At 71.6% G+C, this 25062-nt stretch carries 19 protein-coding genes; 11 read left to right on the top strand and 8 right to left on the bottom strand.

Annotation, left to right across the window (positions count from 1 at the left end; all coding sequences use genetic code 11):
• The first annotated feature begins 86 nt into the window (after positions 1-86).
• From JW592_RS11635 to ybaK, 3 genes are all read left to right on the top strand, one after another.
• Positions 87-1730, top strand: a complete 1644-nt coding sequence (locus tag JW592_RS11635) for an oxidoreductase (RefSeq protein ID WP_209264893.1) — start codon at positions 87-89, stop codon at positions 1728-1730.
• 183 nt (positions 1731-1913) lie between these two features.
• A complete protein-coding gene (locus tag JW592_RS11630; RefSeq protein ID WP_209264892.1) occupies positions 1914-2729 on the top strand; it encodes an LON peptidase substrate-binding domain-containing protein in 816 nt (271 codons plus the stop codon).
• 24 nt (positions 2730-2753) lie between these two features.
• Entirely contained in the window at positions 2754-3251 is a 498-nt protein-coding gene (gene ybaK / locus JW592_RS11625) for a Cys-tRNA(Pro) deacylase (protein ID WP_209264891.1), read from the top strand.
• Between the two features lie 37 nt (positions 3252-3288).
• On the opposite strand, the gene JW592_RS11620 is transcribed toward ybaK, so the two are convergent.
• From JW592_RS11620 to dnaE, 5 genes are all read right to left on the bottom strand, one after another.
• Entirely contained in the window at positions 3289-3996 is a 708-nt protein-coding gene (locus JW592_RS11620; RefSeq protein WP_209264890.1) for a hypothetical protein, read from the bottom strand.
• A 106-nt stretch (positions 3997-4102) separates the two neighbouring features.
• Entirely contained in the window at positions 4103-4909 is an 807-nt protein-coding gene (locus JW592_RS11615; protein ID WP_209264954.1) for an ABC transporter permease, read from the bottom strand.
• Between the two features lie 307 nt (positions 4910-5216).
• Positions 5217-6272, bottom strand: coding sequence for an ABC transporter ATP-binding protein (locus JW592_RS11610; RefSeq protein WP_372446490.1), 1056 nt, complete (start codon positions 6270-6272; stop codon positions 5217-5219).
• Between the two features lie 92 nt (positions 6273-6364).
• Complete coding sequence (locus JW592_RS11605; RefSeq protein ID WP_229375709.1) at positions 6365-7867, bottom strand: NYN domain-containing protein; 1503 nt, start codon at positions 7865-7867, stop codon at positions 6365-6367.
• A gap of 908 nt (positions 7868-8775) precedes the next feature.
• Positions 8776-12321, bottom strand: coding sequence for a DNA polymerase III subunit alpha (dnaE, locus tag JW592_RS11600; RefSeq protein ID WP_209264889.1), 3546 nt, complete (start codon positions 12319-12321; stop codon positions 8776-8778).
• A gap of 212 nt (positions 12322-12533) precedes the next feature.
• Here dnaE and JW592_RS11595 point away from each other — a divergent pair, with 212 nt between their 5' ends.
• From JW592_RS11595 to JW592_RS11570, 6 genes are all read left to right on the top strand, one after another.
• Positions 12534-13862 carry a DUF2252 domain-containing protein gene (locus tag JW592_RS11595; RefSeq protein ID WP_209264888.1) on the top strand — a complete coding sequence of 443 codons (1329 nt, stop codon included), beginning with the start codon at positions 12534-12536 and terminating at the stop codon, positions 13860-13862.
• Between the two features lie 70 nt (positions 13863-13932).
• Positions 13933-14664, top strand: a complete 732-nt coding sequence (locus tag JW592_RS11590) for a hypothetical protein (RefSeq protein ID WP_229375707.1) — start codon at positions 13933-13935, stop codon at positions 14662-14664.
• A gap of 45 nt (positions 14665-14709) precedes the next feature.
• Complete coding sequence (locus JW592_RS11585; protein ID WP_209264887.1) at positions 14710-15471, top strand: thioredoxin domain-containing protein; 762 nt, start codon at positions 14710-14712, stop codon at positions 15469-15471.
• Between the two features lie 211 nt (positions 15472-15682).
• Complete coding sequence (locus tag JW592_RS11580; RefSeq protein ID WP_229375777.1) at positions 15683-17329, top strand: alkaline phosphatase D family protein; 1647 nt, start codon at positions 15683-15685, stop codon at positions 17327-17329.
• Between the two features lie 27 nt (positions 17330-17356).
• Positions 17357-18967 (top strand): serine/threonine-protein kinase, encoded by a 1611-nt coding sequence (locus JW592_RS11575; protein WP_209264886.1) that lies wholly within the window; start codon positions 17357-17359, stop codon positions 18965-18967.
• A gap of 75 nt (positions 18968-19042) precedes the next feature.
• Positions 19043-19192 carry a hypothetical protein gene (locus JW592_RS11570; RefSeq protein ID WP_209264885.1) on the top strand — a complete coding sequence of 50 codons (150 nt, stop codon included), beginning with the start codon at positions 19043-19045 and terminating at the stop codon, positions 19190-19192.
• 40 nt (positions 19193-19232) lie between these two features.
• On the opposite strand, the gene JW592_RS11565 is transcribed toward JW592_RS11570, so the two are convergent.
• Entirely contained in the window at positions 19233-19820 is a 588-nt protein-coding gene (locus JW592_RS11565) for a dienelactone hydrolase family protein (protein ID WP_307805379.1), read from the bottom strand.
• 178 nt (positions 19821-19998) lie between these two features.
• On the opposite strand from JW592_RS11565, the gene JW592_RS11560 reads away from it, so the two are divergent.
• The gene (locus JW592_RS11560; protein ID WP_209264883.1) at positions 19999-21036 is read left to right on the top strand and encodes a mechanosensitive ion channel family protein; all 1038 of its coding nucleotides are present in this window, start codon (positions 19999-20001) and stop codon (positions 21034-21036) included.
• Between the two features lie 21 nt (positions 21037-21057).
• Here the strand turns inward: JW592_RS11560 and JW592_RS11555 are convergent, their stop codons facing one another.
• Together JW592_RS11555 and JW592_RS11550 are read right to left on the bottom strand one after the other, a co-directional pair.
• Positions 21058-22662, bottom strand: coding sequence for a Na+/H+ antiporter (locus JW592_RS11555; protein WP_209264882.1), 1605 nt, complete (start codon positions 22660-22662; stop codon positions 21058-21060).
• Positions 22663-22665: 3 nt separating this feature from the next.
• Positions 22666-23607 (bottom strand): RluA family pseudouridine synthase, encoded by a 942-nt coding sequence (locus JW592_RS11550; protein WP_209264881.1) that lies wholly within the window; start codon positions 23605-23607, stop codon positions 22666-22668.
• A gap of 169 nt (positions 23608-23776) precedes the next feature.
• Between JW592_RS11550 and JW592_RS11545 the strand changes: the two genes are divergently transcribed.
• Positions 23777-25039 (top strand): metallopeptidase domain-containing protein, encoded by a 1263-nt coding sequence (locus JW592_RS11545; RefSeq protein WP_209264880.1) that lies wholly within the window; start codon positions 23777-23779, stop codon positions 25037-25039.
• Positions 25040-25062: the final 23 nt, after the last annotated feature.

Below are 25062 nucleotides of genomic sequence, written 5' to 3'. Positions count from 1 at the left end.
TCGTCGCCTCCCGCGTTCATCCGGTCACGGAGCGGGAATGGGAGCGGTACGACCACCACATTCGAAGACCGAGGGGGAGAGAACGCGTGAGCGAGCCAGCGGACTCGGGCGAGCCGCCTGCGGGGCTGCGGCTGACGACTGCCGAGTGGGGGCTCTGGCAGGCGTTCCGCAACGGTACCGAACACGATCTGCGCCACGGCGAGGCCGAGCTCGACGACCCGAACGGGGACCACAACTGGGGCCCGGAGCGCACCGTACGCGCCCGGGTGATAGCCCTGCTGCTGCTGCACGGGCCGCCGCCGCTGCTGGGCCGGGTGGCCTCGCTGCACCTGATCGGCGCGTATGTCACCGGCTGCCTGGACCTGGCGGGCGGCAGCGTCGAGCCGTACTTCGAGCTGCGGCAGTGCCGCTTCGAGGCAGAGGTGCGGATGCCCGAGGCCCGGGTGAACACCGCGCGCTTCGTCGACTGCTACCTGCCCCGCTTCGAGGGGGCCCGGCTGACCACCGAGGGCGATCTGCACCTGCCCCGGTGCAGCATCCCGGAAGGCGTCAAGCTGACCGACGCCTCGATCGGCACCGACCTGCTGCTCAACGAGGCCACCGTGGGCAGCGGTCGGCGCACCCGCGCCATCGCGGCCGACGGCATCAGTGTCTCCCAGGAGTTCCAGGCCAGTCTGCTGGTCACCGACGGACAGGTCAGCATGCGCGGCGCCTCCGTCGGCAGCTCGCTGCACATGTTCGGCTCCGTGCTGCGCAATCCGCGCGGCCGGTACGCGCTGTACGCGCCGCAGATGACCGTCGAACAGGTGGCGAGCTTCGCCGACGCCGGCCGCGGCAGCGCGCCCCACCTCTACACCGCGACCCCACCCACCGGCACCAGCTTCGACTACTCCCACCCCGCGGGCCTGCGCCCCGACGCCGGGGGCGGGGCCCGCTGGCGCACCAAGCACTTCCAGTGCACCGGCGGCATGGTGCTGGACGACGGGCGGTTCGGCTCCTCGCTGGTGATCGAGAACGCCCGCCTGGAGATGCAGCGCGACCAGGAGCTCTCGCTGCGCCGGATCAGCACCCCGGAGCTGTCCTTCACCCCGCAGCTGCCCGAGCGGGGCCTGGTGGTGCTGTCCGGGGCGAGCGTGGAGAAGCTGATGGACCGCGCCTCCAGCTGGCCGGGCGACCACCGGCTGTGGATGGCGGGCTTCACCTATCAGCACGCCATCCCCAAGGAGGGCCACTTCAACGTCCGAGAGCGCCTCCAGTGGGTCAACGCCGCGACCGCTGAGTACGCGCCCGAGCCGTACGAGCAGCTGGCCGCGATGTACCGGAACAGCGGCGACGACACCAACGCCCGCCTCGTCCTGCTGGCCAAGCAGCGCCGCCGCCGCGAGACGCTGCCGCTGCCCGGCAAGCTGTGGGGCGTACTCCAGGACTGGACGGTGGCGTACGGCTACCGGCCGGCGCAGGCCGCGCTGTGGATGGCGCTGCTGTGGCTGAGCAGCGCGTTGCTGTTCGAGGCGCACCGGCCGCCCGCGCTCAAGGGCGACGAGGCGCCGCGCTGGAACTCCGTGCTGTACACGCTGGACCTGCTGTTGCCCGTCATCACCTTCGGACAGGACACGGCGTGGGACCCGGCCGGCGGCTACCAGTGGATCGCCGCCGGCATGATCATGGCCGGCTGGGTGCTGGCCACGACGGTGGCCGCCGGCGCCACCCGGCTCCTGCGACGGCAGTAGCCGCAGGGGCGCCAGGAGGATGGAGCGGCGGGAGGGCGCGACTGCGGGACCGGCGGGAGCGGCGCAACGGCGGGAGAGAGGCGGGACGGCGGGAGGGGCGGGAGAGGCGGGACGGTGGCGGGTGGGATTCGTAAGGCGCACCGGGCCCCGCGGTGGGGGCCGGAGGCTTTAGGCTTACCGGTTGTGACAACCGCGCTTCCGCTCTTCCCGCTCAACTCGGTGCTGTTCCCGGGGCTGGTGCTGCCGCTGAACATCTTCGAGCCGCGGTACCGCGCGCTGATGCGGGACCTGCTCGCGCTGCCCGAGGACGCGCCGCGCCGCTTCGGTGTCGTCGCCATCCGGGACGGCCGCGAGGTCGCTCCCGCGGCCACCGGCATGCCCGACTCGGCGCCGCCGCAGGGCACCGATCCGACGGCCGGTTTCGGCCCCGACCCGATCAAGTCGTTCTACACGGTCGGCTGCATCGCCGACGCCTCCACCATCAGGGAGCGTGTCGCGGGCCTGGGCGGCGCCGAGGAGGCCGACGCGCCCGAGGAGACGGCGCCCGGCTCCGACCCGCGCACCAGCACCACCGGCTACGAGGTGCTGGCGACCGGCACCACCCGGTTCCGGCTGCTGTCGGTGGACACCTCGGGGCCGTATCTGACCGGCGAGATCGAGGAGTTGCCCGAGGAGGAGGGCGACGAGGCGGGCGCCCTCGCCTCCGGGGTGCTGCGTGCCTTCCGCGCGTACCAGAAGCGGCTGGCCAGCGCCCGCGAGCGGACCCTGGCCGCCGGTCAGGAGCAGGACCTGCCGGACGACCCGTCGGTCATCTCCTATCTGGTCGCGGCGGCCACCGTGCTGGACACCCCGGCCAAGCAGCGGCTGCTCCAGGCCCCGGACACCGCGACCCGGCTGGCCGACGAGCTGAAGCTGCTGCGCCGCGAGACAGCCGTCATCGGCAAACTGCCGTCGCTGCCGGCGGCCGACCTGACCCGGAACCCGACCAGCCAGAACTGAAGGACCCACCCGGGGGCGGAGCACATGGCAAAGAAGAACAAGCGGCAGGGGTCGGCGACCCCGGCCATCGTCGCCGCCACCGAGGCGGGCATCGCGTTCGAGACCCATGCCTACGAGCACGATCCTGCGGCGCCCTCCTACGGCGAGGAGGCCGCCGAGGCGATGGGGGTGCCGCCCGAGCGGGTCTTCAAGACGCTGGTGGCCGAGGTCGACGGCACCCTGACGGTCGCCGTCGTGCCCGTCTCCGCCTCGCTGGACCTCAAGGGCCTGGCCTCGGCGCTCGGCGGCAAGCGCGCCGCGATGGCCGATCCGGCGGCGGCCGAGCGTACGACCGGCTATGTGCGCGGCGGGATCTCCCCGCTGGGGCAGCGCAAACAGCTCCCCACCGTGCTGGACGCCTCCGCTGAGGAGTACGCCACCATCTGCGTCTCCGCCGGGCGCCGAGGGCTGGAGATCGAGCTCGCCCCCTCGGACCTGGCCGAGCTGACGGGAGCCGTCGTCGCTCCGGTGGCCCGCACCTGAGTTGACCGGCACCCCGGCCCTCGCAGGAGCGGAGGAGTCAGCTCTTCCAGGATTGCGGAGCCGGGGCGACGGAGCCCGGGCCACCGGCAGTAGCGCCGGGAAGATCGTCGCGGGGCCCGAAGAAGGCCGTCACCAGCAAATGGACCAGCACGGCGGCGAACGGCCAGGCGAGCAGCACCCCGTAGGCGTGCAACTCCAGCGGAGCGTCGAAGGTGGCGCCCTTGCCGGCGGCCTGCGCCGCCTGGGACAGGTCGGTCTCGGGGCCGAGCCAGACGCCGGTGCGCCACCCCAGCAGCGAGCCCAGCAGCCCGCCCACACCGAGGCCGACGACGAGCCCGACGCCGCCGCTCTTGCGGAGCAGGAAGACCACGACGCCCGTCACCAGACCGAAGGCCAGGCCGAGCAGCGTGAAGACGCCCTCGGCCCCGATGGCCTCCTCGCCCTCCGGGTGCTTGGGGAGGGAGACCTTCCCGAAGGAGTACATCGGCACCCGGGGCGCCAGCCAGAGCCACAGCAGTCCCAGCAGCACCCCGACGACGGCGACGGCGGCGCCCCAGACGGCGGCGTCACGCAGTTCGCGGAGGACGAGCGGTCCGCCCTCACCGCCGTAGCCGGCGCTCACCGCGTGCGGCGCAGCGGGCTGCGGGGCCGCGCCGTCGGGGCCGGGCTGGTGACCCGATCCGGCCTGGGGCGCGGCGGGGTGGGAGTGGTCCGGGTCGGGAGAGGAGGGCGTCGGTACGGTCACCCCGCCATCGTGCCAGGCCGCCGCACAGGCGGTGCCGCCACCCCGGGGAGGGCGCGCCGTACCGGCAGGCGCCAGCCCTGGGAGGGGCGCGCCGTACCGGCACGGCTCAGCGGGTGGCCGCCCAGCGGTAGGCGCGGGTGGCGACAGCCAGCGACAGCACGCCGACGGCCGCGCACACGCCCAGGTCGGTCACCACCCGCGCCCAGTCCGGGTGCGGCTCGAACGTACGGGCGAACGCCTCGACGCCGTAGGTGGACGGCAACAGGTCCCGCGCCCACTGGACCACCAGCGGCAGCCCACCCGCCGGCAGCACCCCCAGCAGCAGCGCCGCCGACATCCCCAGCTGGCCGCCCAGGGTCGCCAGCTCCGGACGTGGGGCGAGCAGCCCCAGCGCGGCGCCCAGTCCGGCGAGCGCCGCCCCGGCGAGCGGAACGACCGCCGCCAGCACCCACAGCCCGCCCAGCGGAAGCTGGAAGAGCACACTGCCCGCGACAGCCGTCACCACCACGCCGGGCACCGTGAACGAGGCATACGCCGCCGCGGCGCCCAGCACGACGGAGGCCGCCGGCACCGGCAGCGTCGCGTAGTGGTCGAGTCCACCGCCCGCGCGGAGCTGCCCGAAGTACTGCGCCAGCAGGTTGAGCGCCACAAAGGCGACGACCAGCACGCTGGACCCGGCCACCACGGCCCGCGCCTCCGCGCCGTCGTCCACCACGCCGCGCATCAGGACCATGATTCCCAGCGACTGGAACGTCGCGACGAACAGCAGCGGAATCCGCGCCACCCGGGCACGGGAGAGCTGCGCCCGGTATACGGCGCCCAGCGCGGGCCACAGCCGCGCCCGCGGCGCGAGCGGCACGGCCTCGCCGCCGTCGTGTACCTCGGCGCCGATCGCCTCCGGGACCTCCGCCACCCCGGGCCCGGCGCCCTCGTGGGGTGCCGCGCCCTCACGCGGGCGCGTGTGCTCGCGCGGGGGCGTGTGCTCGCATGTGGGCACCGCGGGCTCCTGTAGGGGCGCCGTGTCCTCGGTGGAGGGGTCCGCCTCGGGGTCCGGCCGGGGGGTGTCCGGTCGCGCCGCTTCGTCGCCGGTCCTCGAACGGCTCCCCGCCGTTGTCACCGTCGTCCTCACCCGAGCCTGCCCCTCACGTCGCGCACGGTCGGCACCACCCGCGCGTCCGGCGCGCGGTCCGGTGTGCCGCATCCTCGTCCCAGCGCCGCTCTCACGCCTTCACCAGACCCTCGACGCCGTCCGCTCCCACGGCACGGCCGCCGAGCGCCACATAGACGTCCTCCAGGCTCGGGGTGGCGAGCCGGAAGTCGTCGAGCGCGGCGAAAGCCTCGCCCGTGGTGACCAGTGTGACCGCCTCCCGTGCGGCCTCCGGCGGCAGCCGCAGTGTCCAGCGGCGCCCTGTGACGACGGCCGCTGCCGCGAGCGCGGCGACGTCCGGGATCTCCACAGGCGCCCGGTCGCGCCACACCAGCTCCAGCCGTACCTCGTCACCGACCGCCGCCTTGAGGCCACCCGGCGTGTCGCAGGCGATCACCCGGCCCCGGTCCAGCACCGCGACCCGGTCCAGCACGGTCTCGGCCTCGATCACGTTGTGGGTGACCAGCAGCACGGTCACCCCGCGCTCGGCGCGGCGCCGGTCGACGGCTGCCCACACCGCGCGCCGTGCGTGCGGGTCCATACCGGTGGTCGGCTCGTCCAGCACCAGCAGCGGCCGGTCCCCGACCAGCGCCGCCGCCACACACGCCAGCCGCCGCTGCCCGCCGGACAGCTTCTTCAGCGGCCGTCCCGCCAACGGGGTCAGCCCCAGCTCCGCCAGCACCTCGTCCCGCGCCGTCCGGGCCGCCGCGGTCTCCATGCCGCGCAGCCGCGCGGTGGTCTCGGCGGCGAGGCCCACCGTGAGCTCGTCCAGCGCGGTGGACTCCTGGCCCAGGTACGCGAGGAGGCGCGCGGCCCGCTCCGGGTGGCGCACCAGGTCGTGCCCCAGCACCTCCACCTCACCCGCGTCCGGCCGCAGCAGGCCGGTCAGCTGCCGGACCAGCGTGGACTTCCCCGCGCCGTTGGGGCCCAGCAGGCCGAAGATCTCGCCCTGGTGCACGCGCAGGCAGATTCCGTCGGTGGCCCGCACGGCGGGCGCTGCCGGCGTGCCGCGCTTGGAGCGCACCGAGGGATAGGTCTTGACCAGGTCCTCGACGCGCACGGCAGCCCGGGTCGGCGTCGTTTCGCTTCCCACCGAGCTGTCCACCGCCTGCCGAGTGCCCGTTCTCACGACCTATGAGGGTACGCGTCCCGGTTCCCCCACCCCGCTTCGGGCCCTTGTGCCCCGTTCGATTCCAGGCGGAGCGAGCCCTTGTGGCCGGTTCACTCCCCGGCGGGGGCGTGCTCGGGAGAGGCGCCGGAGCGGGCGTCGACCTCGCGCCAGAAGCCCGCGCGGATCGCATAGCGGTCGTGCTCGTCGATCTGGTCGTCCTTGTGCGCGAGCAGCCCGAACCTGGCCGCGTACCGCAACAGTTCCCCGTCGATCCGGTGCGGAATGCGCGGATATTCGCCGGAGAGCTGTTCCAGGTGGCTCTCGTTGGTCAGCCGCTCGATCCAGCGGCGGGCGAAGACCTGGCCTACCTCGTACGGGTCGCCGCTGACCGCGGTGATGTCCTCCTCGCGGTCGGCCCAGCGCTGCTCGGCCGTGGTGAGCTGCGCGAGCATCGGCAGCGCCGCCGTCTCGGGCGCCTCGCCGGGCGCGGTCCGCTCGACCCAGCCGCGGTCGGACGACCAGCGCAGCGTCGCCCCCGGGGGCCCTGCCGGAGCCGCCTGCTGCCCCTGACGGCCGAGATCCGCCAGATCCTTGGGCGTGGGCACCCCCTCGGTGCGGTTCGTCTCCGTACGGTGCGTCTCCGTACGGTTCGGCGCCGTGCCGCCGGCCGCGGAGGGCTGCTTGTCCTCCGCGGCTTCCGCGTGCGCGGGGTCCGGCCGCGTGCAGGGCTGGGCCGCCGCGGCTCGCGTCCCTTCGGCGGCGGCTGCGGGGTCCGCGGCGTCCGCCTGGCCTGCGGCCTCCGCGAGGTGCGCCGGATGCGCCGGATGCGCCGGATCTGCTTCGCCTGACTGATCCGTGGGACCTGAGGAACTCATCGATACGGGCGCGGACGGGCGACCCTGTGGCCCCGGCGGCATGACGGGCACGGCCGGATGACGGTCGACCGCGTCACCGTTCTTGCCCGTCTCCGGCAGCGGCGCGGAGAGAATCGCGGCGATCTCCGGACGGGGCGCCGGCTGACGTGCGCAGGGTGCGGTGAGATCCTTGGCCCGGACGACGGGCGTGATCCACGAACGGTCCAGCACCCGCCGCTCGTCCGCCTCCGCGACCAGATCCTCGGACTGGTTGTAGTCCCCGTCCGCGGCCTGTACCGCCCACAGATGGACGGCGACCCCGTGCTCCTTCGCCGACATCAGCCCCGGCAGCAGATCGCCGTCGCCGGTCACCAGCACGATGTCGGAGCAGGCGCGGTTACGGGCCAGCTCGGTCAGCTCCGCGTGCATGGCGGCGTCGACGCCCTTCTGCGCCCACCGCCCGTCACTCCTGGTGAGAGCCCCCAGCCGTACGGTCACCCGGGGCATCACGCGCAGCCTGCGGTGCTCGGGCTGCGGTACGCGGTCCGGTGCGCCGTCGAACCAGTAGATACGAAGCAGCGCACACTGCGTGTCGGCCTCGGCCTGCTGGCGGAGCGCCTGGATGAGGCCCGCGTGGTCGACGGTGATCCGCGAGCGAGTGGGCTCCCGCGCCAGGAGACTGGCGGCGGCGCCCAGCAGATAACCGGCGTCCACCAGGACGACGCAGCGGTCCACGACGTTCCACCCACTCTCGGTCATGACGTACAGCCGAGGCTGTACCTTCGCGACGCGGCGCGTGCCGGCCGGTCCCCCGTGTCCTTCGAGTCTGCCCGACCCTACGAGGGTTAACAGCCGGAACTCGATCATCGGCGTGGCGCAATTGTCCGACATGCGGGGCATTTCAGGCCATGCAACTCTGAGAGGGAGGGCTCTCTGGCGCCCTCCCAAGGCCCGGCTCTCCCGTCGCAGGAGGCGATCATGGCAAGGAACAAGCAGCGTCAACAGCCTCGGCAGTCCCGCACGGCGGAGGAACAGCGGCGGGAGAGGGAGCGGGCGAGGGCCGTCGAAGCGGAGCGCTCCGCTTCGGAACTCCCCCGAAAAGGGAGGGAGCGCCGCTTCGGCCACAACTAATTGCGACCGCCGCCCTCGGTACCCCCTCTCTTCGGGCCCCCGCTTGTGGACGCGGGCCCCTCACGGGGTGGCCCGCCGGTTGTGGACGCACGCCCCGTTTGTGTTTCGGCTTGCGCCGAGGGGTCGTGTCGGGGGGGGCTCCGCCCCCCAACGGCCCCCGCCAGGTGGGCTTCGCCCCCCTAGAACCCCCCTGCCGCCCGGTGCCACCCCATGAACTTTCAAGCCCACCCTCAGTGGTGCGGGTCCGTGGACCGGCCGGTGACGACCCTGCGGGAGTCACCGGCAGGTCCAAGGGCCTCATCCATGAGCCGGGGTGGGCGAACGTGCACGGGATTGTGCTGTTGCGGAAGGGGGCTCCTAGGGGGGCGAAGCCCCCGTAGCGGGGGGCAGTTGGGGGGGCGGAGCCGCCCCAACGCCCGTCCGGCGAGGACCCGGGGGCTTGGGGGCGGAGCCCCCAACAACGAAAGACCCTCAGAGGGCCGGGCCCTCAGCCAATGGCGGCGGCCCTCAGCGGGGGTTACCCCGCAAGGCGGGGGTTACCCCGCAAGGCAGGAGGGGCCCAAGAGTTCCTTGAGGTCGCCGAAGAGGGCGGGGTCCGGAGTGACCCGGTGCCGATCAAGACGAAGCACCGTCGTCTTGCGCGCCCCCTCCAACCGGACCCGCACCTCGCTGGTTCCCCGATGCTGGGTGAGCACATCGCCGAGCTTCTCCACCAGCGGCGGCGTCACCTTGAGACTCGGAATCGTGATGGTGATCGGCGCGGACGCGGACGCCTCGCTCAGATCGGGGACCTGGAGTTCCATGGCGACCAGCCGCGGCACGTCTTCCCGCTTGTCGAGGCGGCCCTTGACGAAGACGATCGCGTCCTCCACCAGCTGCGTGGAGACCAACTGGTACGTGGCGGGGAAGAACATGCAGTCGATGGAGCCGGCCAGGTCCTCCACGGTGGCGATCGCCCACGCGTTGCCCTGTTTGGTCATCTTCCGCTGGAGGCCGGAGATGATGCCGCCGATGGTGACGATGGAGCCGTCGGAGTAGTCGCCCCCCGTCAATTGGGCGATAGCCGCGTCGGCCTTCTCGTTCAGCACGTGTTCCAGTCCGAAGAGCGGGTGGTCGGAGACGTAGAGCCCGAGCATCTCCCGCTCCTGCGCGAGCAGATACGTCTTGTCCCATTCGTCCTCGGAGAACTGGACGTCGAGACCGAAGCCAGGGCCGGAATCCGCGGCGTCGTCGCCGCCCAGGTCACCGAAGAGGTCGAACTGCCCCTCGGCCTCCTTCCGCTTCACCTGGACCACGTTGTCGATCATCGGCTCGAACTGCGCGGTGAGGCCCTTGCGGGTGTGTCCCATCTCGTCGAAGGCGCCGGCCTTGATCAGCGACTCGATGGTCCGCTTGTTGCAGACGACGGCCTCGACCTTGTCGAGGAAGTCGGGGAAGGAGCTGTACTTCCCCTTGGCCTTGCGGCACTTGACGATCGAGTCGACGACGTTCTGGCCCACGTTCCGGACGGCCGTGAGGCCGAAGACGATGGTGGAGTCATCCTTGGAGGTGAAGTTCGCCTCCGACTCGTTGACGTTCGGCGGGAGCACCTTGATGCCCATCTTGCGGCACTCGTTCAGGTAGACCGCCGACTTGTCCTTGTCGTCCCGTACCGAGGTGAGCAGCGCCGACATGTACTCGGCGGGGTAGTTGGCCTTGAGGTAGGCCGTCCAGTAGGTGACCAGCCCGTAGGCGGAGGAGTGCGCTTTGTTGAAGGCGTATCCGGCGAACGGCACCAGGACGTCCCAGACGGCCTGGACGGCGGCGTCGGAGTAGCCGTTGTCCCGCATGCCCTTCTGGAAGTTCACGAACTCCTTGTCGAGAACCTCCTTCTTCTTCTTGCCCATGGCGCGGCGCAGCAGGTCGGCCTGTCCGAGCGAGTAGCCGGCGAGCACCTGGGCGGCCTTCTGCACCTGCTCCTGGTAGACGATCAGACCGTAGGTGATGTCGAGGACCTCCTTGAGAGGCTCCTCCAGCTCCGGGTGGATCGGAGTGATCTCCTGCTGGCCGTTCTTCCGCAGCGCGTAGTTGATGTGGGAGTTCATCCCCATCGGGCCCGGGCGGTACAGCGCCGAGACGGCGGAGATGTCCTCGAAGTGGTCGGGCTTCATCATGCGCAGCAGGGAGCGCATGGGGCCGCCGTCGAACTGGAAGACGCCGAGGGTGTCACCGCGGCACAGCAGCTCGAAGGTCTTGGGGTCGTCGAGCGGGAGGTCGAGGAGTTTGAGGTCGACACCCTTGTTCTTGCGGATCATCTTGACCGCGTCGTCCATGATGGTGAGGTTGCGCAGCCCCAGGAAGTCCATCTTCAGCAGGCCCAGCGCCTCACAGCTGGGGTAGTCCCACTGGGTGACGACCGTGCCGTCGTTCTTCGGGGAGAAGATCGGCGCGTGGTCGATGACCGGCTCGCTGGACATGATCACGCCGGCGGCGTGCATGCCCATCTGCCGCACCAGGCCCTCGATGCCCATGGCGGCGTCGATGACCTTCTTGACGTCCGGCTCGTTCTCGTACATCGACCGCACCTCGCCCGCCTCGCTGTAGCGGGGGTGATTGGGGTCGGTGATGCCGGAGAGCGGGATGCCCTTGCCGAGGACGTCGGCGGGCATCGCCTTGGTGATGCGGTCGCCCATGGCGTACGGGTAGCCCAGCACGCGGGAGGCGTCCTTGATGGCGGCCTTGGCTTTGATGGTGCCGTAGGTGCCGATCATGGCGACCTTGTCGGCGCCGTACTTCTCCGTGACGTACCGGATGACATCGCCGCGCCTGCGCTCGTCGAAGTCGATGTCGACGTCGGGCATGGTGACGCGCTCGGGGTTGAGGAACCGCTCGAAGATCAGACCGTGGGTCACCGGGTCGAGGTCGGTGATGCCCATGGCGTACGAGACGATCGAGCCCGCCGCCGAGCCACGGCCCGGGCCGACCGCGATGCCGTTGTCCTTGGCCCAGTTGATGAAGTCGGCGACCACCAGGAAGTACCCGGGGAAGCCCATGTCGATGATGACCTTCATCTCGTACTCCGCCAGTTCCTGGCGGTCCTGGGGGACGCCGCCCGGGTAGCGGCGGGCCATGCCGCGCCGGACCTCCTCGCGGAACCAGGAGACCTCGTCGTACCCCTCGGGCACCTCGAACCTGGGCATCAGGTTCTTCGGCTCGAACATGCCCTCGGTCTCGATGCGCTCGGCGACCAGCAGCTGGGAGTTGCGGCAGCCGGACTGCCAGGCGTCCGAGGAGTCGATGGCGTACATCTCCTCGGCGGATTTGATGTAGTAGCCGGCGCCGTCGAAGCTGAAGCGGTCCGGGTCGGAGAGGTTGCTGCCGGTCTGGATGCACAGCAGGGTGTCGTGCGCCGCGGCCTCGTGCTCGTAGGTGTAGTGCGAGTCGTTGGTGACGATGAAGGGCGCGTTGATCTTCCTCGCGATGCGCTCCAGGCCGTCCCTTGCGCGCTTGTCGATGTCGATGCCGTGGTCCATCAACTCGACGAAGAAGTTCTCCTTGCCGAAGATGTCCTGGTACTCCCCGGCGGCCTTGAGGGCCTCGTCCTCCATGTCGAGCCGGATTTTCGTGCTCACCTCGCCCGAGGGGCAGCCGGTGGTGGCCATCAGGCCCTCGGCGTACTCGGCGAGCAGTTCGCGGTCCATCCTGGGCTTGCGGAAGAAGCCCTCCAGACTCGCGCGCGACTGGGCGCGGAAGAGGTTGTGCAGCCCCGTGGCGTTCCTGGCCCACATCGTCATATGGGTGTAGGCGCCGTTACCGGAGACGTCGTCCCGCTTCTGGTGCGGGGTGCCCCACTTGACCGGGCGGGTGTTCCTGCGGTGGTCGGGAGCCAGGTATGCCTCGATGCCGATGATCGGGGTGACTCCGGCGTCCTTCGCGGAGTGGAAGAAGTCGTAGGCGCCGTGGAGATTCCCGTGGTCGGTCATCGCGATATGCGACATGCCCATCTCATTGCAGGCGTTGAACATGTCCTTCAGCCGGGCTGCGCCGTCGAGGAGCGAGTACTGCGTGTGCACATGCAGATGAGTGAAGGGCTTGTCGGTCACGACGAGGCCACCTCCGGGCGCGGGTCTTGTGGGGCGGCCTAGGAGTCTACGACCCGGCACCGACAGCCGGCGGACGTACCGGCGGGAGCGCAGCGGAACAGTCTTCCGCTGCCTGCCGGGAGAACCGCCGGGCACCCCGCCGCGTCCGCGTACGTTGGACACTCGATTCGTCATACAACGGTCCGGTCCCCTACCGATCACGGAGTGCACCCATGACAACGGCAGGCCAGGCAGCAGCACGCGGCGAGACCATCCTGGAGGTCTTCGACGCCGCCTTCGGCGACCTCCTCGCAGCGGATCCGGCGGCCTTCCGAACGAAGTTCCGCAAGATGGCCGCCTCGGCCTTCGCCTTCTACCGCGGCACGGCCTGCCTGTTCTACGCCGACCTCCACGACGAGCGGGACGGCGGCCCCTTCCTCGACGAGCGCACCAGCAGGGTGTGGATACACGGCGATCTGCACGCCGAGAACTTCGGCACCTATATGAACGCCAACGGCCGGCTGCTGTTCAACGTCAACGACTTCGACGAGGCGTACGTCGGTCCCTTCACCTGGGACCTCAAGCGCTTCGCTGCCTCCGTGGCGCTGCTCGGCTACAGCAAGGCGCTCAGCGACGAGCAGATCTCCGCGCTGGTGACCACCTACGCCGACGCCTACCGCGAGCGCATCCGCGCCATGGCCGAGGGCGCCTCCGAGAGCGAGCCGCCCACCCTCACCCTGGAGACCGCGCGCGGAGCTGTGCTGGAGGCGCTGCACGCAGCCCGGGCCAACACGCGCTTCGGGCTGCTGGGCACCATGACCGAGATCCGTGACTGGGAGCGCCGCTTCAGCCCGGGCGGCGGTTCCATCGAGCTGGACAAGGAGACCCGGGACGCGGTGCTGGAGGCGTTCGACGCCTATCTGGGCACCCTCCCGCCGCACGAGGGGCGCGAGCGGCACGGCGCCCACCGGGTGAAGGACGTGGTGGGCCGCCGGGGCATCGGCATCGGCAGCGCGGGCCTGCCCTCGTACAACATCCTGCTGGAGGGGCACAGCGACGCGCTGGAGAACGATCTGGTCATCTATATGAAGCAGGCGCAGACCCCGGCCGTCTCGCGGCACATCACCGACCAGGCGGTGCGCGGCTACTTCCGGCACGAGGGGCACCGCACCGTCATCTCGCAGCGCGCCCTCCAGGCGCACGCCGACCCGTGGCTGGGCTGGACGGAGCTGAACGGCACCGGACAGCTGGTGGCGGAGGTCTCGCCCTACGCGGTCGACCTGGACTGGTCGGAGCTTTCGGACCCCGAAGAGATCGCGCAGGTCACAGCGGACCTCGCCCGTGCGACGGCCACGATGCACGCGGCTGCCGACGAGGCGGAGAGCGGGCACAGCCTGGTGCCGTTCTGCACCGAGCGCGCCATAGACGAGGTGATCTCCGCGGACGAGAAGGGATTCCGCGAGATGCTGGTGGACTTCGCCCACTCATACGGCGCGCAGGCCCGCCGCGACCACCAGACCTTCGTGGACCTCTTCCGCAACGGACGCATACCGGGGGTGTGAGACCACAGAGGGTGACGGGGCGGGCGGGGCTTTTGATTCCGAGGCTCTTAGGGACTGCTTACCCGCTCCCATGGCACACTCGGACATCGTGACGGCAGCAGGTATGAGGACAGCACGCGCGGGGCTCTTCACCGCGCTCTGCGTCACGCTGTCCTCGGGCGCCCATGTGCTGCTGTCCGGCTCCCCCGTTCCGCTGCGCCCCTTCCTCGTCGTCTCGGCGGGGATCTTCGCCCTGGCGTTCGCGCTGGCCGGGCGGGAGCGGAGCTTCGCCCGGATCGCGGCGCTGCTGATACCGCTGGAGCTGGCGGCCGACACCGTCTTCACCACCGGCCGCCACGCCTGCTACGGACAGGCGGGCGGACCGGTGACCGGGCCGCTGCGCTGGGCCGGTGTCGATCTGCTGTGCGGCGGCGGGAGCGTCGGTACGCCGCTGGCGCGGATGGCCGCGCGGGGCGACGGGGCCGGCGCGTACCCGCTGGGCTTCCACGGGGTACCGGGCCCTGCGCTGCCGTGGCTGCTGCTGGCGGCGCACATCGGCGCCGGACTGCTGGCCGCGCTGTGGCTGCGCCGCGGTGAGGCGGCTGTGGCCCGGCTGCTGCGCGCTGCGGCCACCTCCGCCTTCCGTCCGCTGCGGGCCGCTGTGGCTGTCTGCCGTACCTTCCGCGGCAGCGGTACGGGCACCGGCCCGGCCTCGCGGCGGCGCGCCCCGAGCCCCGCGCGGCCACCCGCGCTGCCGCTGCTGACCCACTCCGTGCACCGTCGCGGGCCGCCCGCGCTCGCCGCCGCAGGACCGGCGGTCTGAGCAGGGTTTCCCTTTCGCGTACGGAACATCGGAGACAGAACAGACATGAGCAAGCGCAACAGCCAGGAAGCCAAGCGCGCGGCCCGTGAGCGGCTGCGTATCGAGCGGGAGAAGCAGGCCAAGAAGGAGCGGACGCGGCGGCAGCTGCTGGTCGCGCTCTCGGTGGTCGCGGTGCTGGGCGTGGTGGCCGGTATCGGCATCTTCGTCGCCAAGCTGAACAGCCAGGACTCCAGCGGCGACGACATGGCCGTCACCACCGCGGGTGCCAAGGCCGAGAAGACCATCGACGTCTACGAGGACCTGCGCTGCCCGGCCTGCGCCAGCTTCGAGCAGGCGGTCGGCGAGCAGCTGCAGAAGGGCGCCGATGACGGCAAGTACAAGCTGCGCATCCACCTCGGCGCCATCATCGACGGCAACATGGGCGGCTCCGGCTCCCAGAACGCGGCGCGTGCGCTGGGTGCCGCCAAGGCCGTGAGCACCAAGGCGTTCGTGGACTACAAGGAGAAGCTGTACTCGGCCAAGTGGCACCCCGACGAGCGGGAGGACAAGTTCGCCGACAACAACTACCTCCTCAAGGTGTCGGACACGGTGCCGGAGCTGAAGGACAACAAGGCGTTCGAGAAGGCCGTCAAGGGCAAGAAGTACACCAAGTGGGCCAAGGACATGATCGCCAGCTTCAACGGCGCCGAGGTCCAGTCCACTCCCACCATCAAGATCGACGGTGAGCAGGTGCAGCCGCAGGACGTGCCCGCCAAGCTCAAGGAGATGGGCGTCGATCTGAAGTCCGGCAAGGACGAGAAGAAGTAGCCCGGCGCACGGGCGTGCGCGCCGAGGGGCAGACCGCGGTCCGCGCGGTCTGCCCCTCGTTCGTGTGTGTACGGCCGTTCTTCTCCACGCCCCGGTTCGGGCCCTGTTGGGGGTCACGCGGTCTGCCGCTACTGCCTACTGCTGCGTAACATGACCGCTCGTGACTTCTACTGACTCCTCGGGAACCGACTCCGAAAGAACCCGTCAGATCCTGCCCGCCGGCGGGACCGGCGCTCCCCGGCGCAGGGCCGTGGTCGCCGCCGGGGCAGCCGGTGCCGCGCTGCTGCCCCTCGCGGGCGCACTGCCCAGCGCGCGGGCGGCCGACGCCGGCCCCGCGTTCGAGCACGGTGTCGCCTCCGGCGACCCGCTTCCTGAGGGGGTGCTGCTGTGGACCAGGGTGACCCCCGAGCCCGGCGCCTCTCCCGGCTCCGGCAAGGGAGCACCCGTCGAGGTGGGCTGGGAGGTGGCCGAGGACCGCGCCTTCACCAGGCCGGTGGCCCACGGCACCGTACGGGCCGAGGCCGCCTCCGACCACACCGTCAAGGCCGATGTGCGCGGGCTGCGCCCGGCCACCACGTACTTCTTCCGCTTCACGGTGGGGAAGACGCACTCCCCCACCGGGCGCACCCGCACCGCGCCCGCCGAGGGTGCCGAAGTGGCGGCCCTGCGCCTCGGGGTGGTCTCCTGCGCCAACTACGAGGGCGGCTACTTCGCCTCCTACCGGCACCTGGCGGCCCGTGAGGACCTGGACGCGGTGCTGCACCTGGGCGACTACCTCTACGAGTACGGGCACGGCGAGTACCCCACAGGGGACGCCGTCGTGCGGACCGTGCAGCCCACCCACGAGATCGTCTCCGCGGCCGACTACCGCATCCGGCACGGCCACTACAAGTCCGACCCGGACCTGCAGGCCATGCACGCGGCGCATCCGCTCATCGCCATCTGGGACGACCACGAGTTCGCCGACAACGCCTGGTCGGGCGGGGCCGCCAACCACGATCCGGCGGCCGAGGGCGACTGGGCGCGGCGGATGGCCGCGGCGAAGCAGGCATACTTCGAGTGGCTTCCGGTGCGGCCCTCCACCGCGGGCAGCACCTTCCGGAAGCTGCGCTTCGGGAAGCTGGCCGAGCTGCACCTGCTGGACCTGCGCTCCTTCCGGGACGCCCAGGCCGAGGTGGGCGACGGCAAGGACATCGACGACCCGGACCGGACGCTGACCGGCCGCCGGCAGCTGGACTGGCTCAAGCAGGGCCTGGCACGCTCCACCGCCCGCTGGAAGCTGGTCGGCAACCCGGTGATGATCTCCCAGGTGGCCTTCGGTTCCGTTCCCGCCAAGTTCCTGGGACCGCTGGCCGAGTGCCTGGGCGTGCCCAGGGAGGGGCTGGCCGTCAACACCGACCAGTGGGACGGCTATACGGACGACCGCCACGAACTCCTCGCCCACCTGCGCGACAGCCGGGTCACCGACACCGTCTTCCTGACCGGCGACATCCATATGAACTGGGCCAACGAGGTGCCGCTGCGCGCGGCCGACTACCCCGAAGAGCCGCCGGTCGCCACCGAGTTCGTCATCACCTCGGTGACCTCCGACAACCTCGACGACACCCTGCATGTCGCACCCGACACCCTCTCGGGCATCGCCGAGGCGGCCGTACGCGCCGCCAACCGCCATGTGCGCTGGGTGGACATGGACTCGCACGGCTTCGGGGTGCTGGAGGTGACCTCGGCGCAGGCGCAGATGGATTACTTCATCCTCTCCGACAAGACCGACCCGGACGCCACCGCCACCCTGCGCCGCTCCTATCGCACCACCTCGGGGTCGCAGCGCGTCGAGCGCTCGTATCGGCCCGTGGGCTGAACCGCCGTCCGGCCGTACGCTGATCCCATGACAGGGGGAGCGCGCGGGCGGCGCGGACAGGTCATCGACGGACGCTTCGAACTGCTGGAGCAGCTCGGAGCCGGGGGCATGGGCACCGTCTGGCGGGCCCGCGATGTGGCGCTCCACCGTGAGGTGGCGCTGAAGGAGGTCCGGCCCCCGGCTGCCGGCCCCGACGACCCGGAAGCGGCGTCGGAGGGCTCACAGGCGCTTCGCGAGCGGGTGCTGCGCGAGGCGCGCGCTCTGGCCCGGCTCAGCCACCCGCACGTGGTGACGATCCACCACATCGTGGACGAGGGGCCCTGCCCCTGGCTGGTGACGGAGCTGGTCCGTGGCCCCTCGCTGGAACAGCGGCTGGAGCGCGGGCCGCTTCAGCCGCGGGCGGCGGCGCGACTGGGCCGCGAAGTGCTCTCCGCGCTGCGTACCGCGCACACGGCGGGCATCCAGCACCGCGATGTGAAGCCCGCCAATGTGCTGCTGCGCGAGGACGGTTCGGCGGTCCTCACCGACTTCGGTATCGCCGCGCTCCAGGGAGCGGCCGCGGTGACGGCGACAGGTGAATTCCTTGGTTCTCCGGAGTTCGTCGCCCCGGAGCGCGTCCGCGGCATCGACGACGACCCGGCGAGCGACCTGTGGTCACTGGGGCTGACCCTGTACGTGTGCACGGAGGGCCACAGTCCGCTGCGCCGCGCCACCACACTGGCCACCCTCGCCGCGGTGCTCGACGACCCGGTGCCGCCGCCGGTGCGCAGCGAAGATCTCGGGCCGGTGCTGGAGGCGGTACTCGTCCGGAATCCGGCGGACCGGCCCGACGCCGCAGCTCTGGAGCGGATGCTGGACGATGTCGCGGAGGGACGGGCAGCCACGCCGTATCTGCCGACTGAGACGTCGATGCCGGTCCGCCCGCCCTTCGCGCCCCCGTCGCCGCCCCCGCCCGGGCCCACGTCCGTGTCCGGCCCGCACTCCTCGGAGTCCCCCGAGAGGGATGCCCCGGGGAAGCGCCGGAGCCGTGCCGCGGCACTCGCTGTGGTCGGGGTCGTGGTGGCTGCCGCTCTCGCCACCGGTGGTGCCTTCCTGCTGACGCGGCCGGACGGGAAGTCCTCCGGTGCTGAGGAGGGCAAGCGGAGCGCGCGGCCGGAACCGGCGGTGTCGGACGCGAAGAAACCCTCCACGACGCCGAGTCCGTCCCGGAAGAAGGGCTCGGAGCCGGACGAGAGCGAGGAACCGACGGACAGGCCGACCGCCTCCTCCCGCTCCGGTTCCCCCACCGCACCGGCCTCTCCCGCCAACACCTGGGTCGCACAACTGGGTTCGGTCGCCAAGGCGGACGGCACCGGCGCGCGCGAGACGATGCGCGCCACTTTGAGCCGCAAGGCCGACGACGTCCGCTACGTCGACAGCGACCGCTACGCCTCGCTGCGCCCGGGGTACTGGATGTTCTACAGCCCCGGCCCCTCCGGTGGCTTCCCCGACGGCCGGGCGGCGGCCGCCTGGTGCGGCGAGCGGGGCCTGTCGTCCTCGAAGCAGTGCGTGGGCCGCTATGTCAGCGACGACGCGGCCGATCGCGGCTACATCTGCGCCCCCGACCGGTCCCGGGGCACCGGCCGCTGCGAGCGCTGAGCCCGGCTGAACGCGCTGCTCGAAACCGCGCGGTTCGTCGGACGGGAGCCCCTGGAGCGTGGTCCGCGACGGCATGTGAACCACTGGCGGGTCGGCGTCGTCGTGCCCGAGCGCCCGCCGGGCAACCACCTGCGGTTCCCGCTCGCCCTCGGGGACGTCTACGTCGATCAGCGCGATCGGACCACGTTCTGGCAGCTGCCGCGCCGGTGCCGGCAGTCCTCCTGACGCGGGCTGCCGAGCCGCCGCGGCGGGAGGAGAGGCACTTCTACAGCGTCTCCAGGAACCCCAGCGCCGTCCGCCAGGTGCGCTCGGCCGCGTCCTTGTCGTACTCGTCCAGCTCCGCATGGGTGTACAGGTGGCCCACGCCCGGGTAGCGGTGCACCTCCACGTCGGCGCCGGCCCGCTGCATCCGCAGGTACCAGGCGGTCAGCCAGTCGTGCGGCTCGAAGGCGTCGGGGTCCGCGACATGCAGCTGCACGGGCAGTTCGTCTACGGCGGTGTCCTCCGGGATGTCCGACGTCCCGGAGAGCAGCAGCAGCCCGCGCGCCTTCTCATCGGCCAGCGCGAGGGTCTGGGCGATGGAGCCGCCGATCGAGAAGCCCGCGTAGACCAGGCCCTTCTCGGAGTGGGGTGCCGTCGCGGTGACGGCCCGCCGGAGCAGCTCGTCGCGGCCGGGGCTGCCCTCCTGCTCGCGCATCCGCATCCCCTCCTCCAGCGAGGGGGCTGTCTTCCCCTCGAAGAGGTCCGGGGTGATCACCTCGTGCCCGGCGGCGCTGAGCCGGTCCGCCGCGGCGCGCACATCGGCGGTGAGGCCGCACACGGAGTGCAGGAGAACGATCGATACGGGTGCCACAGGTGTCACTTCCTTCACAAAGAGCCCCTGCTGGGAGCCCTGGAGCCGGGTACTCCACATGGTGCCAGGTACGGTCGTCCGTGGTCCTCGGGCGCCGCCGACGCGGCCGCCCACGCCGGTCCGCCGACCGGTGCCGCGACCAGTGTCCCGCCCGGCAGAGCTAGGAGATAAGGCGATCATGGAGAACGTGCTCCGGCCCGTCATCGTCTTCGGTGGCGCGATCGTGCTCTCGTACGTCCTCGCCTGGGCCGTCGACCGGCTGATGGTGCGCCTCGACGTCCGCCACCCCGAGACGCCGATGTGGGGGCTGCTGCGCAGCGGGCGCTTCCCGTTCCAGGCAGTCCTCTTCGTCGCGCTGGTCAGCGCCTTCTTCGACAGCACCCAGCTGGCCAAGGACCACAGAGGCGCCGTCGACCTCTGGCTGACCATCGTGCTGATCGCGGCCTCGGCCTGGCTGATCCTGCGGATCGTGGCCGCGATAACCGAGACGATCGCGACCCGGTACGCGGGCGCCACCCACGACCCGGCGCGCGGCCGCCGGGTGCGCACCCAGCTCACCCTGATCCGGCGGCTGATCACCGCGGTGGTGACGGTGATCGCGGTGGCGGCGGTGCTGCTCCAGTTCCCCGGCATGAAGACGTTCGGCACCTCGATGCTGGCCTCGGCCGGTGTGCTGGGGATCGTCGCCGGTATCGCCGCCCAGTCGACGCTGGGCAACCTGTTCGCCGGGCTGTCGATCGCCTTCGGCGACATGGTGCGGATCGGCGACGAGGTCGTGGTGGATGGCGAGCTGGGCACCGTGGACGAGATCACCGTCTCCTATCTGGTGATCCTCACCTGGGACGAGCGCCGGATCACGATGCCGGTCTCCTACTTCACCAACAAGCCGTTCGAGAACTGGTCGCGCGGCGGCCCGCAGATGACCGGCACCGTCTACCTCCACCTGGACCACTCCACCCCCCTGGAAGACCTGCGCGCCAAGACGGAGGAGCTGGTGCGGGCCAGCGACGAGTGGGACGGGCGGAGCTGGAACCTGTTGGTCACCGACACCACGCCCACCACCATCGAGGTGCGGGTCGCCGTGACGGCACGCACCTCCGGCGACCTGTGGACGCTGCGGTGTTCGCTTCGCGAACAGCTGATCACCTGGCTGAAGACCTACCATCCCGAGGCGCTGCCCGGTATTCGCTACATCCAGCAGGACAAGCTGATGTGAGGTCGGGGAGCCGCCCCTCTCTCACAGCCCCCGGAAACTGCGCACGTCCAGCTGGTGCAGCACCCGGTCCACGACCTCCGGGTCCACACCGGCCTCGCCGCGCGCCGCGAGCACCTCGTGCCGCGCGGCGGACAGCAGTTCCCCCTGGAGCCGCCGCAGCTTCTGGGCACGGGCCACGCGTTTGCTGTGCGCGGACCTGCGCTCCTCCCCGACGATCTCGGGCGAGATCCGCGCGCCCACGTCCCAGGCCCGCCGCACCAGCGCCTCGGAGACCTCCTCGGGCAGTTCCTCGACCTCTTCGATCTCCTTGAGCCGCTTGCGCGCCGCCTTGGCGACCCGCAGCGCCAGCTGCCGCTCCAGCTCGCGCTCGGCGGCGCTGTCGGACTGGACGTTCAGCCGCCCCACCAGCCGGGGCAGGGTCAGCCCCTGGAAGACCAGGGTGACGATGACCACCGCGAAGGCGATGAAGATGATCGCCTCCCGGCCGGGGAAGGCGCCGCCCCCGGCCTGTGGCTCGACGGACAGCGGGACGGCCAGTGCCAGCGCGACCGAGGCCACCCCGCGCATCCCCGCCCACCAGATCACGACGGTCTCGCGCCAGTTGCGGGGGATGTCCTCGTCCAGGTCCTTGCGCTGGTGCAGCCGCTGCGCCAGCCACGCGGAGGGCAGCAGCCACAGCAGCCGCAGGACGACCACGACTCCGACGACGGCGAGGGCCGCGGGCAGCAGCTGCCGCCAGTCCTCCTGGACGGTGCCGAAGATGGTGTGCAGCTCCAGCCCGATCAGCCCGAAGGCGATGCCGGTCACCAGCGTGTCCACGATCTGCCAGAACGTCTGCCCGGCCAGCCTGCCCTGGACGTCGTCCGCGTCCACCGCGTGCCCGGAGGCGAGGTAGAGCGCCGTCGTGAGCACGGCCAGCACGCCTGAGCCCATCAGCTCCTCGGCGAGCACATAGGAGGCGAACGGCACCAGCAGGGTCAGCCCGGTCTGCAGTGTGGCGTCCCCGAGGTAGCCCATCAGCTTCCCGGCGAGCCAGCCGAGCGCGAGCCCCACCGCGACGGCCACCACACCGGAGAGCACCAGTTCGCCGACCGCGACGGGCAGCGAGAAGGAGCCCGTCACGGCGGCGGCGATGGCCACGTGGTAGAGGGTGATCGCCGTCACATCGTTGAAGAGGCCCTCGCCCTCCAGCGCGGAGACCAGCCGACGCGGCAGTCCGAGGTTTCCGGCCACCGCCGTGGCGGCGACCGGGTCCGGCGGGGCGACCAGCGCGCCCAGCGCCACGGCCCCGGCGACGCCGAGCCCGGGCACCAGCGCGTTGGCCACGGTGGCGACCGCCGCGGTGGTGGCGAAGACCAGCGCGACCGCCATCAGGAAGATCGGCCGCTTGTTCGCCGCGAACTGCCGCCAAGAGGTGCGCTGGGCAGCGGCGTAGATCAGCGGTGGCAGCACCAGCGGCAGGATGAACTCGGGCGGCAGCGAGACGTTCGGGATGGACGGGATCAGCGCCAGCACCCCGCCGAAGATCGTCATCAGGACGGGTGAGGGCACCCCGAGCTTGTCCCCCAGTGGGACCATGAGGACGGCGGCGAGCAGCAGAGCGAAGAAGAGGGCGAGCTGATCCATGGATCAGGAGCTCTCGGCGCGCACCTTGTCCAGCGCGGCCTGCAGGTCTGCCGGGTAGGCGCTGGCGTACTCGACCCAGCTCCCGTCGCCCGGGTGTTCGAAGCCGAGCCGAACGGCGTGCAGCCACTGGCGCTCCAGCCGCAGCCGCTTGGCCAGCGTCGGGTCGGCGCCGTAGGTGAGGTCGCCGACGCAGGGGTGCCGGTGGGCGGCCATGTGCACCCGGATCTGGTGGGTGCGGCCTGTCTCCAGCTTGATGTCCAGCAGACTGGCGGCGCGGAACGCCTCGATCAGGTCGTAGTGGGTCACCGAGGGCTTGCCGTCGGAGGTGACGGCCCACTTGTAGTCGTGCTGCGGGTGACGGCCGATGGGCGCGTCGATGGTACCGCTGAGCGGGTCGGGGTGGCCCTGGACCAGCGCGTGGTAGCGCTTGTCGACAGTGCGCTCCTTGAACTGCCGCTTGAGCAGCGTGTAGGCCCGCTCGGACTTGGCCACGACCATCAGCCCCGAGGTGCCCACATCCAGCCGGTGCACGATGCCCTGCCGCTCGGCGGCGCCGGAGGTGGCGATGGTGTATCCGGCGGCCGCCAGTCCGCCGATGACGGTGGGGCCGCTCCAGCCGGGACTGGGGTGCGCCGCGACGCCCACCGGCTTGACGATCACCACGATGTCGTCGTCGTCATGGACGATCTCCATGCCCTCGACGGGCTCGGCGACGATCCTTACGGGCTGCGCCTGCTGGGGCATCTCGACCTCGATCCAGGCCCCGCCCTGCACCCGGTCGGACTTGCCCGCCGGCGCACCGTCCAGCAGCACCTTCCCGCCTGCGGCCAGCTCCGCCGCCTTGGTCCGCGAGAAGCCGAACATCCGGGCGAGTGCGGCATCGACGCGCTCGCCTTCGAGGCCGTCGGGTACGGGCAGGGTGCGGGTCTCAGGAAGCGTGCTCACCTGATCGAGTATGCCGGACGCCGCCATCCGCCTTGCGGGCCGCCGGACATCCGGTCCTGGCCGGGCCCTCACCCGCGCGGCGCAGCCGGGGGTGCGGCGGCACCTCACCGGCCCGACGGTGTGACATGAGCCTCGGGACACCGGCGAGCACCCCCGGAGGGAACAGCCGATGACGCCGCGCAGGACACCGAAGCACTCCGCGCCGGACGCCGGCGCGGAGTCCGGCATACGCCGCAGCCCCGCACGCCGCCGCGCGCTGGCGGCGGCCACGGCGCTGGCCACCGCCTGTCTCACCGTCGCACCGGTCCAGGGCGTGACGGCCGAGGGGATGACGGGACCGTGCGCCATAGCGCCCGGCAGCGGCACGGACGAGGGCCCGCTCGGTTCCGCCTTCGTACGCCCCCGCGGGCACAAGCGGGCGCTGATGCTGATGGTCGACTTCAGCGACCACCCCGCGGTCACCCCGGCCCACGAGCGCGCCCGCTTCTTCTCCCGCTACGGCGACCGCTTCTGGGACCGGGCCTCGTTCGGGAAGTACCAGCTGGAGTCCGAGCCCAGCTCCGACTGGATACGTATGCCGCGGCCGTGGTCCTCCTACGGGATCACCCGCGGCATCCCGACCGGCGTGATGCGCCGCTACGTCCAGGACGCGCTGGAGGCCGCAGCCCGCCAGGGCACCGACGTGCACGGGGCCGACCTCGTCTTCGTCGTCGCCGACAGCAACCTGCCGGCCCCGCCGACCGTCTCCCAGGCACACACCTTCGACGGGCTCGAAGCGGCCGGGACCCAGGTGCACGGGGCGGCCCTCGTCTTCGGCCGCGCATCCGACTCGGCGCTGTGGCAGCGCGGCAACTTCGTCCACGAGGCCCACCACCTCTACGGCCTGCCCGACCTCTACAACGTCTCGGAGGACGCCTCCGTGGAGTACGTGGGCGGCTGGGACACCATGAGCATGGCGGGCATCTCGGACCTGCTGGGCTGGCACAAATGGAAGTTCGGCTGGCTGCGGGGCTCCCGGGTCGGCTGCATCACCTCCCCCGGCACCACCGAGCACGAACTGGCCCCGGTCAGCTCCAGCGACGCGGGTCTGGCCGTCGTGCGGACCGGGCGGCACAGCGCGATCGTCGCCGAGGCACGCGCCCGCTTCGGGCTGGACGGGGACATCTGCGCGGAGGGTGTGCTCCTCTACACCGTCGACTCGCGTCGGCCGACCGGTCAGGGGCCGGTCCGCGTCGTCGACTCGCGGCCCCGCAGCCACGGCGGCGCGGCCTGCGCCGACCGGCTGCCAACCGAACTCGCCGAGATGTCGGACGCCCCCTTCCGGCCAGGCGAGAGCCACACCTTCCCCGGCGGGATACGGATCACCGTCACCGAGGCCGGCGACGACGGCGGCTACGGCATACGCGTCCATGTGCCCCGCGAGGGCGACTGAGCGCTCCGGCACCCCGCGACGGC

This window comes from Streptomyces spirodelae, assembly GCF_017676385.1.
GTDB lineage: Bacteria > Actinomycetota > Actinomycetes > Streptomycetales > Streptomycetaceae > Streptomyces > Streptomyces spirodelae.
Note: the sequence above shows the minus strand (reverse complement) of the source record. Positions and strands in the feature narration are given on the sequence as shown.

What these genes read in the sequence shown, in the direction of transcription:
- JW592_RS11595 (WP_209264888.1), top strand. Translation starts at nt 12,534, where the DNA reads ATGACAACGGCAGGCCAGGCAGCAGCACGCGGCGAGACCATCCTGGAG.
- JW592_RS11560 (WP_209264883.1), top strand. Translation starts at nt 19,999, where the DNA reads ATGGAGAACGTGCTCCGGCCCGTCATCGTCTTCGGTGGCGCGATCGTG.
- JW592_RS11585 (WP_209264887.1), top strand. Translation starts at nt 14,710, where the DNA reads ATGAGCAAGCGCAACAGCCAGGAAGCCAAGCGCGCGGCCCGTGAGCGG.
- ybaK (WP_209264891.1), top strand. Translation starts at nt 2,754, where the DNA reads ATGGCAAAGAAGAACAAGCGGCAGGGGTCGGCGACCCCGGCCATCGTC.
- JW592_RS11575 (WP_209264886.1), top strand. Translation starts at nt 17,357, where the DNA reads ATGACAGGGGGAGCGCGCGGGCGGCGCGGACAGGTCATCGACGGACGC.
- JW592_RS11590 (WP_229375707.1), top strand. Translation starts at nt 13,933, where the DNA reads ATGGCACACTCGGACATCGTGACGGCAGCAGGTATGAGGACAGCACGC.
- JW592_RS11545 (WP_209264880.1), top strand. Translation starts at nt 23,777, where the DNA reads ATGACGCCGCGCAGGACACCGAAGCACTCCGCGCCGGACGCCGGCGCG.
- JW592_RS11605 (WP_229375709.1), bottom strand. Translation starts at nt 7,867, where the DNA reads ATGACCGAGAGTGGGTGGAACGTCGTGGACCGCTGCGTCGTCCTGGTG.
- JW592_RS11555 (WP_209264882.1), bottom strand. Translation starts at nt 22,662, where the DNA reads ATGGATCAGCTCGCCCTCTTCTTCGCTCTGCTGCTCGCCGCCGTCCTC.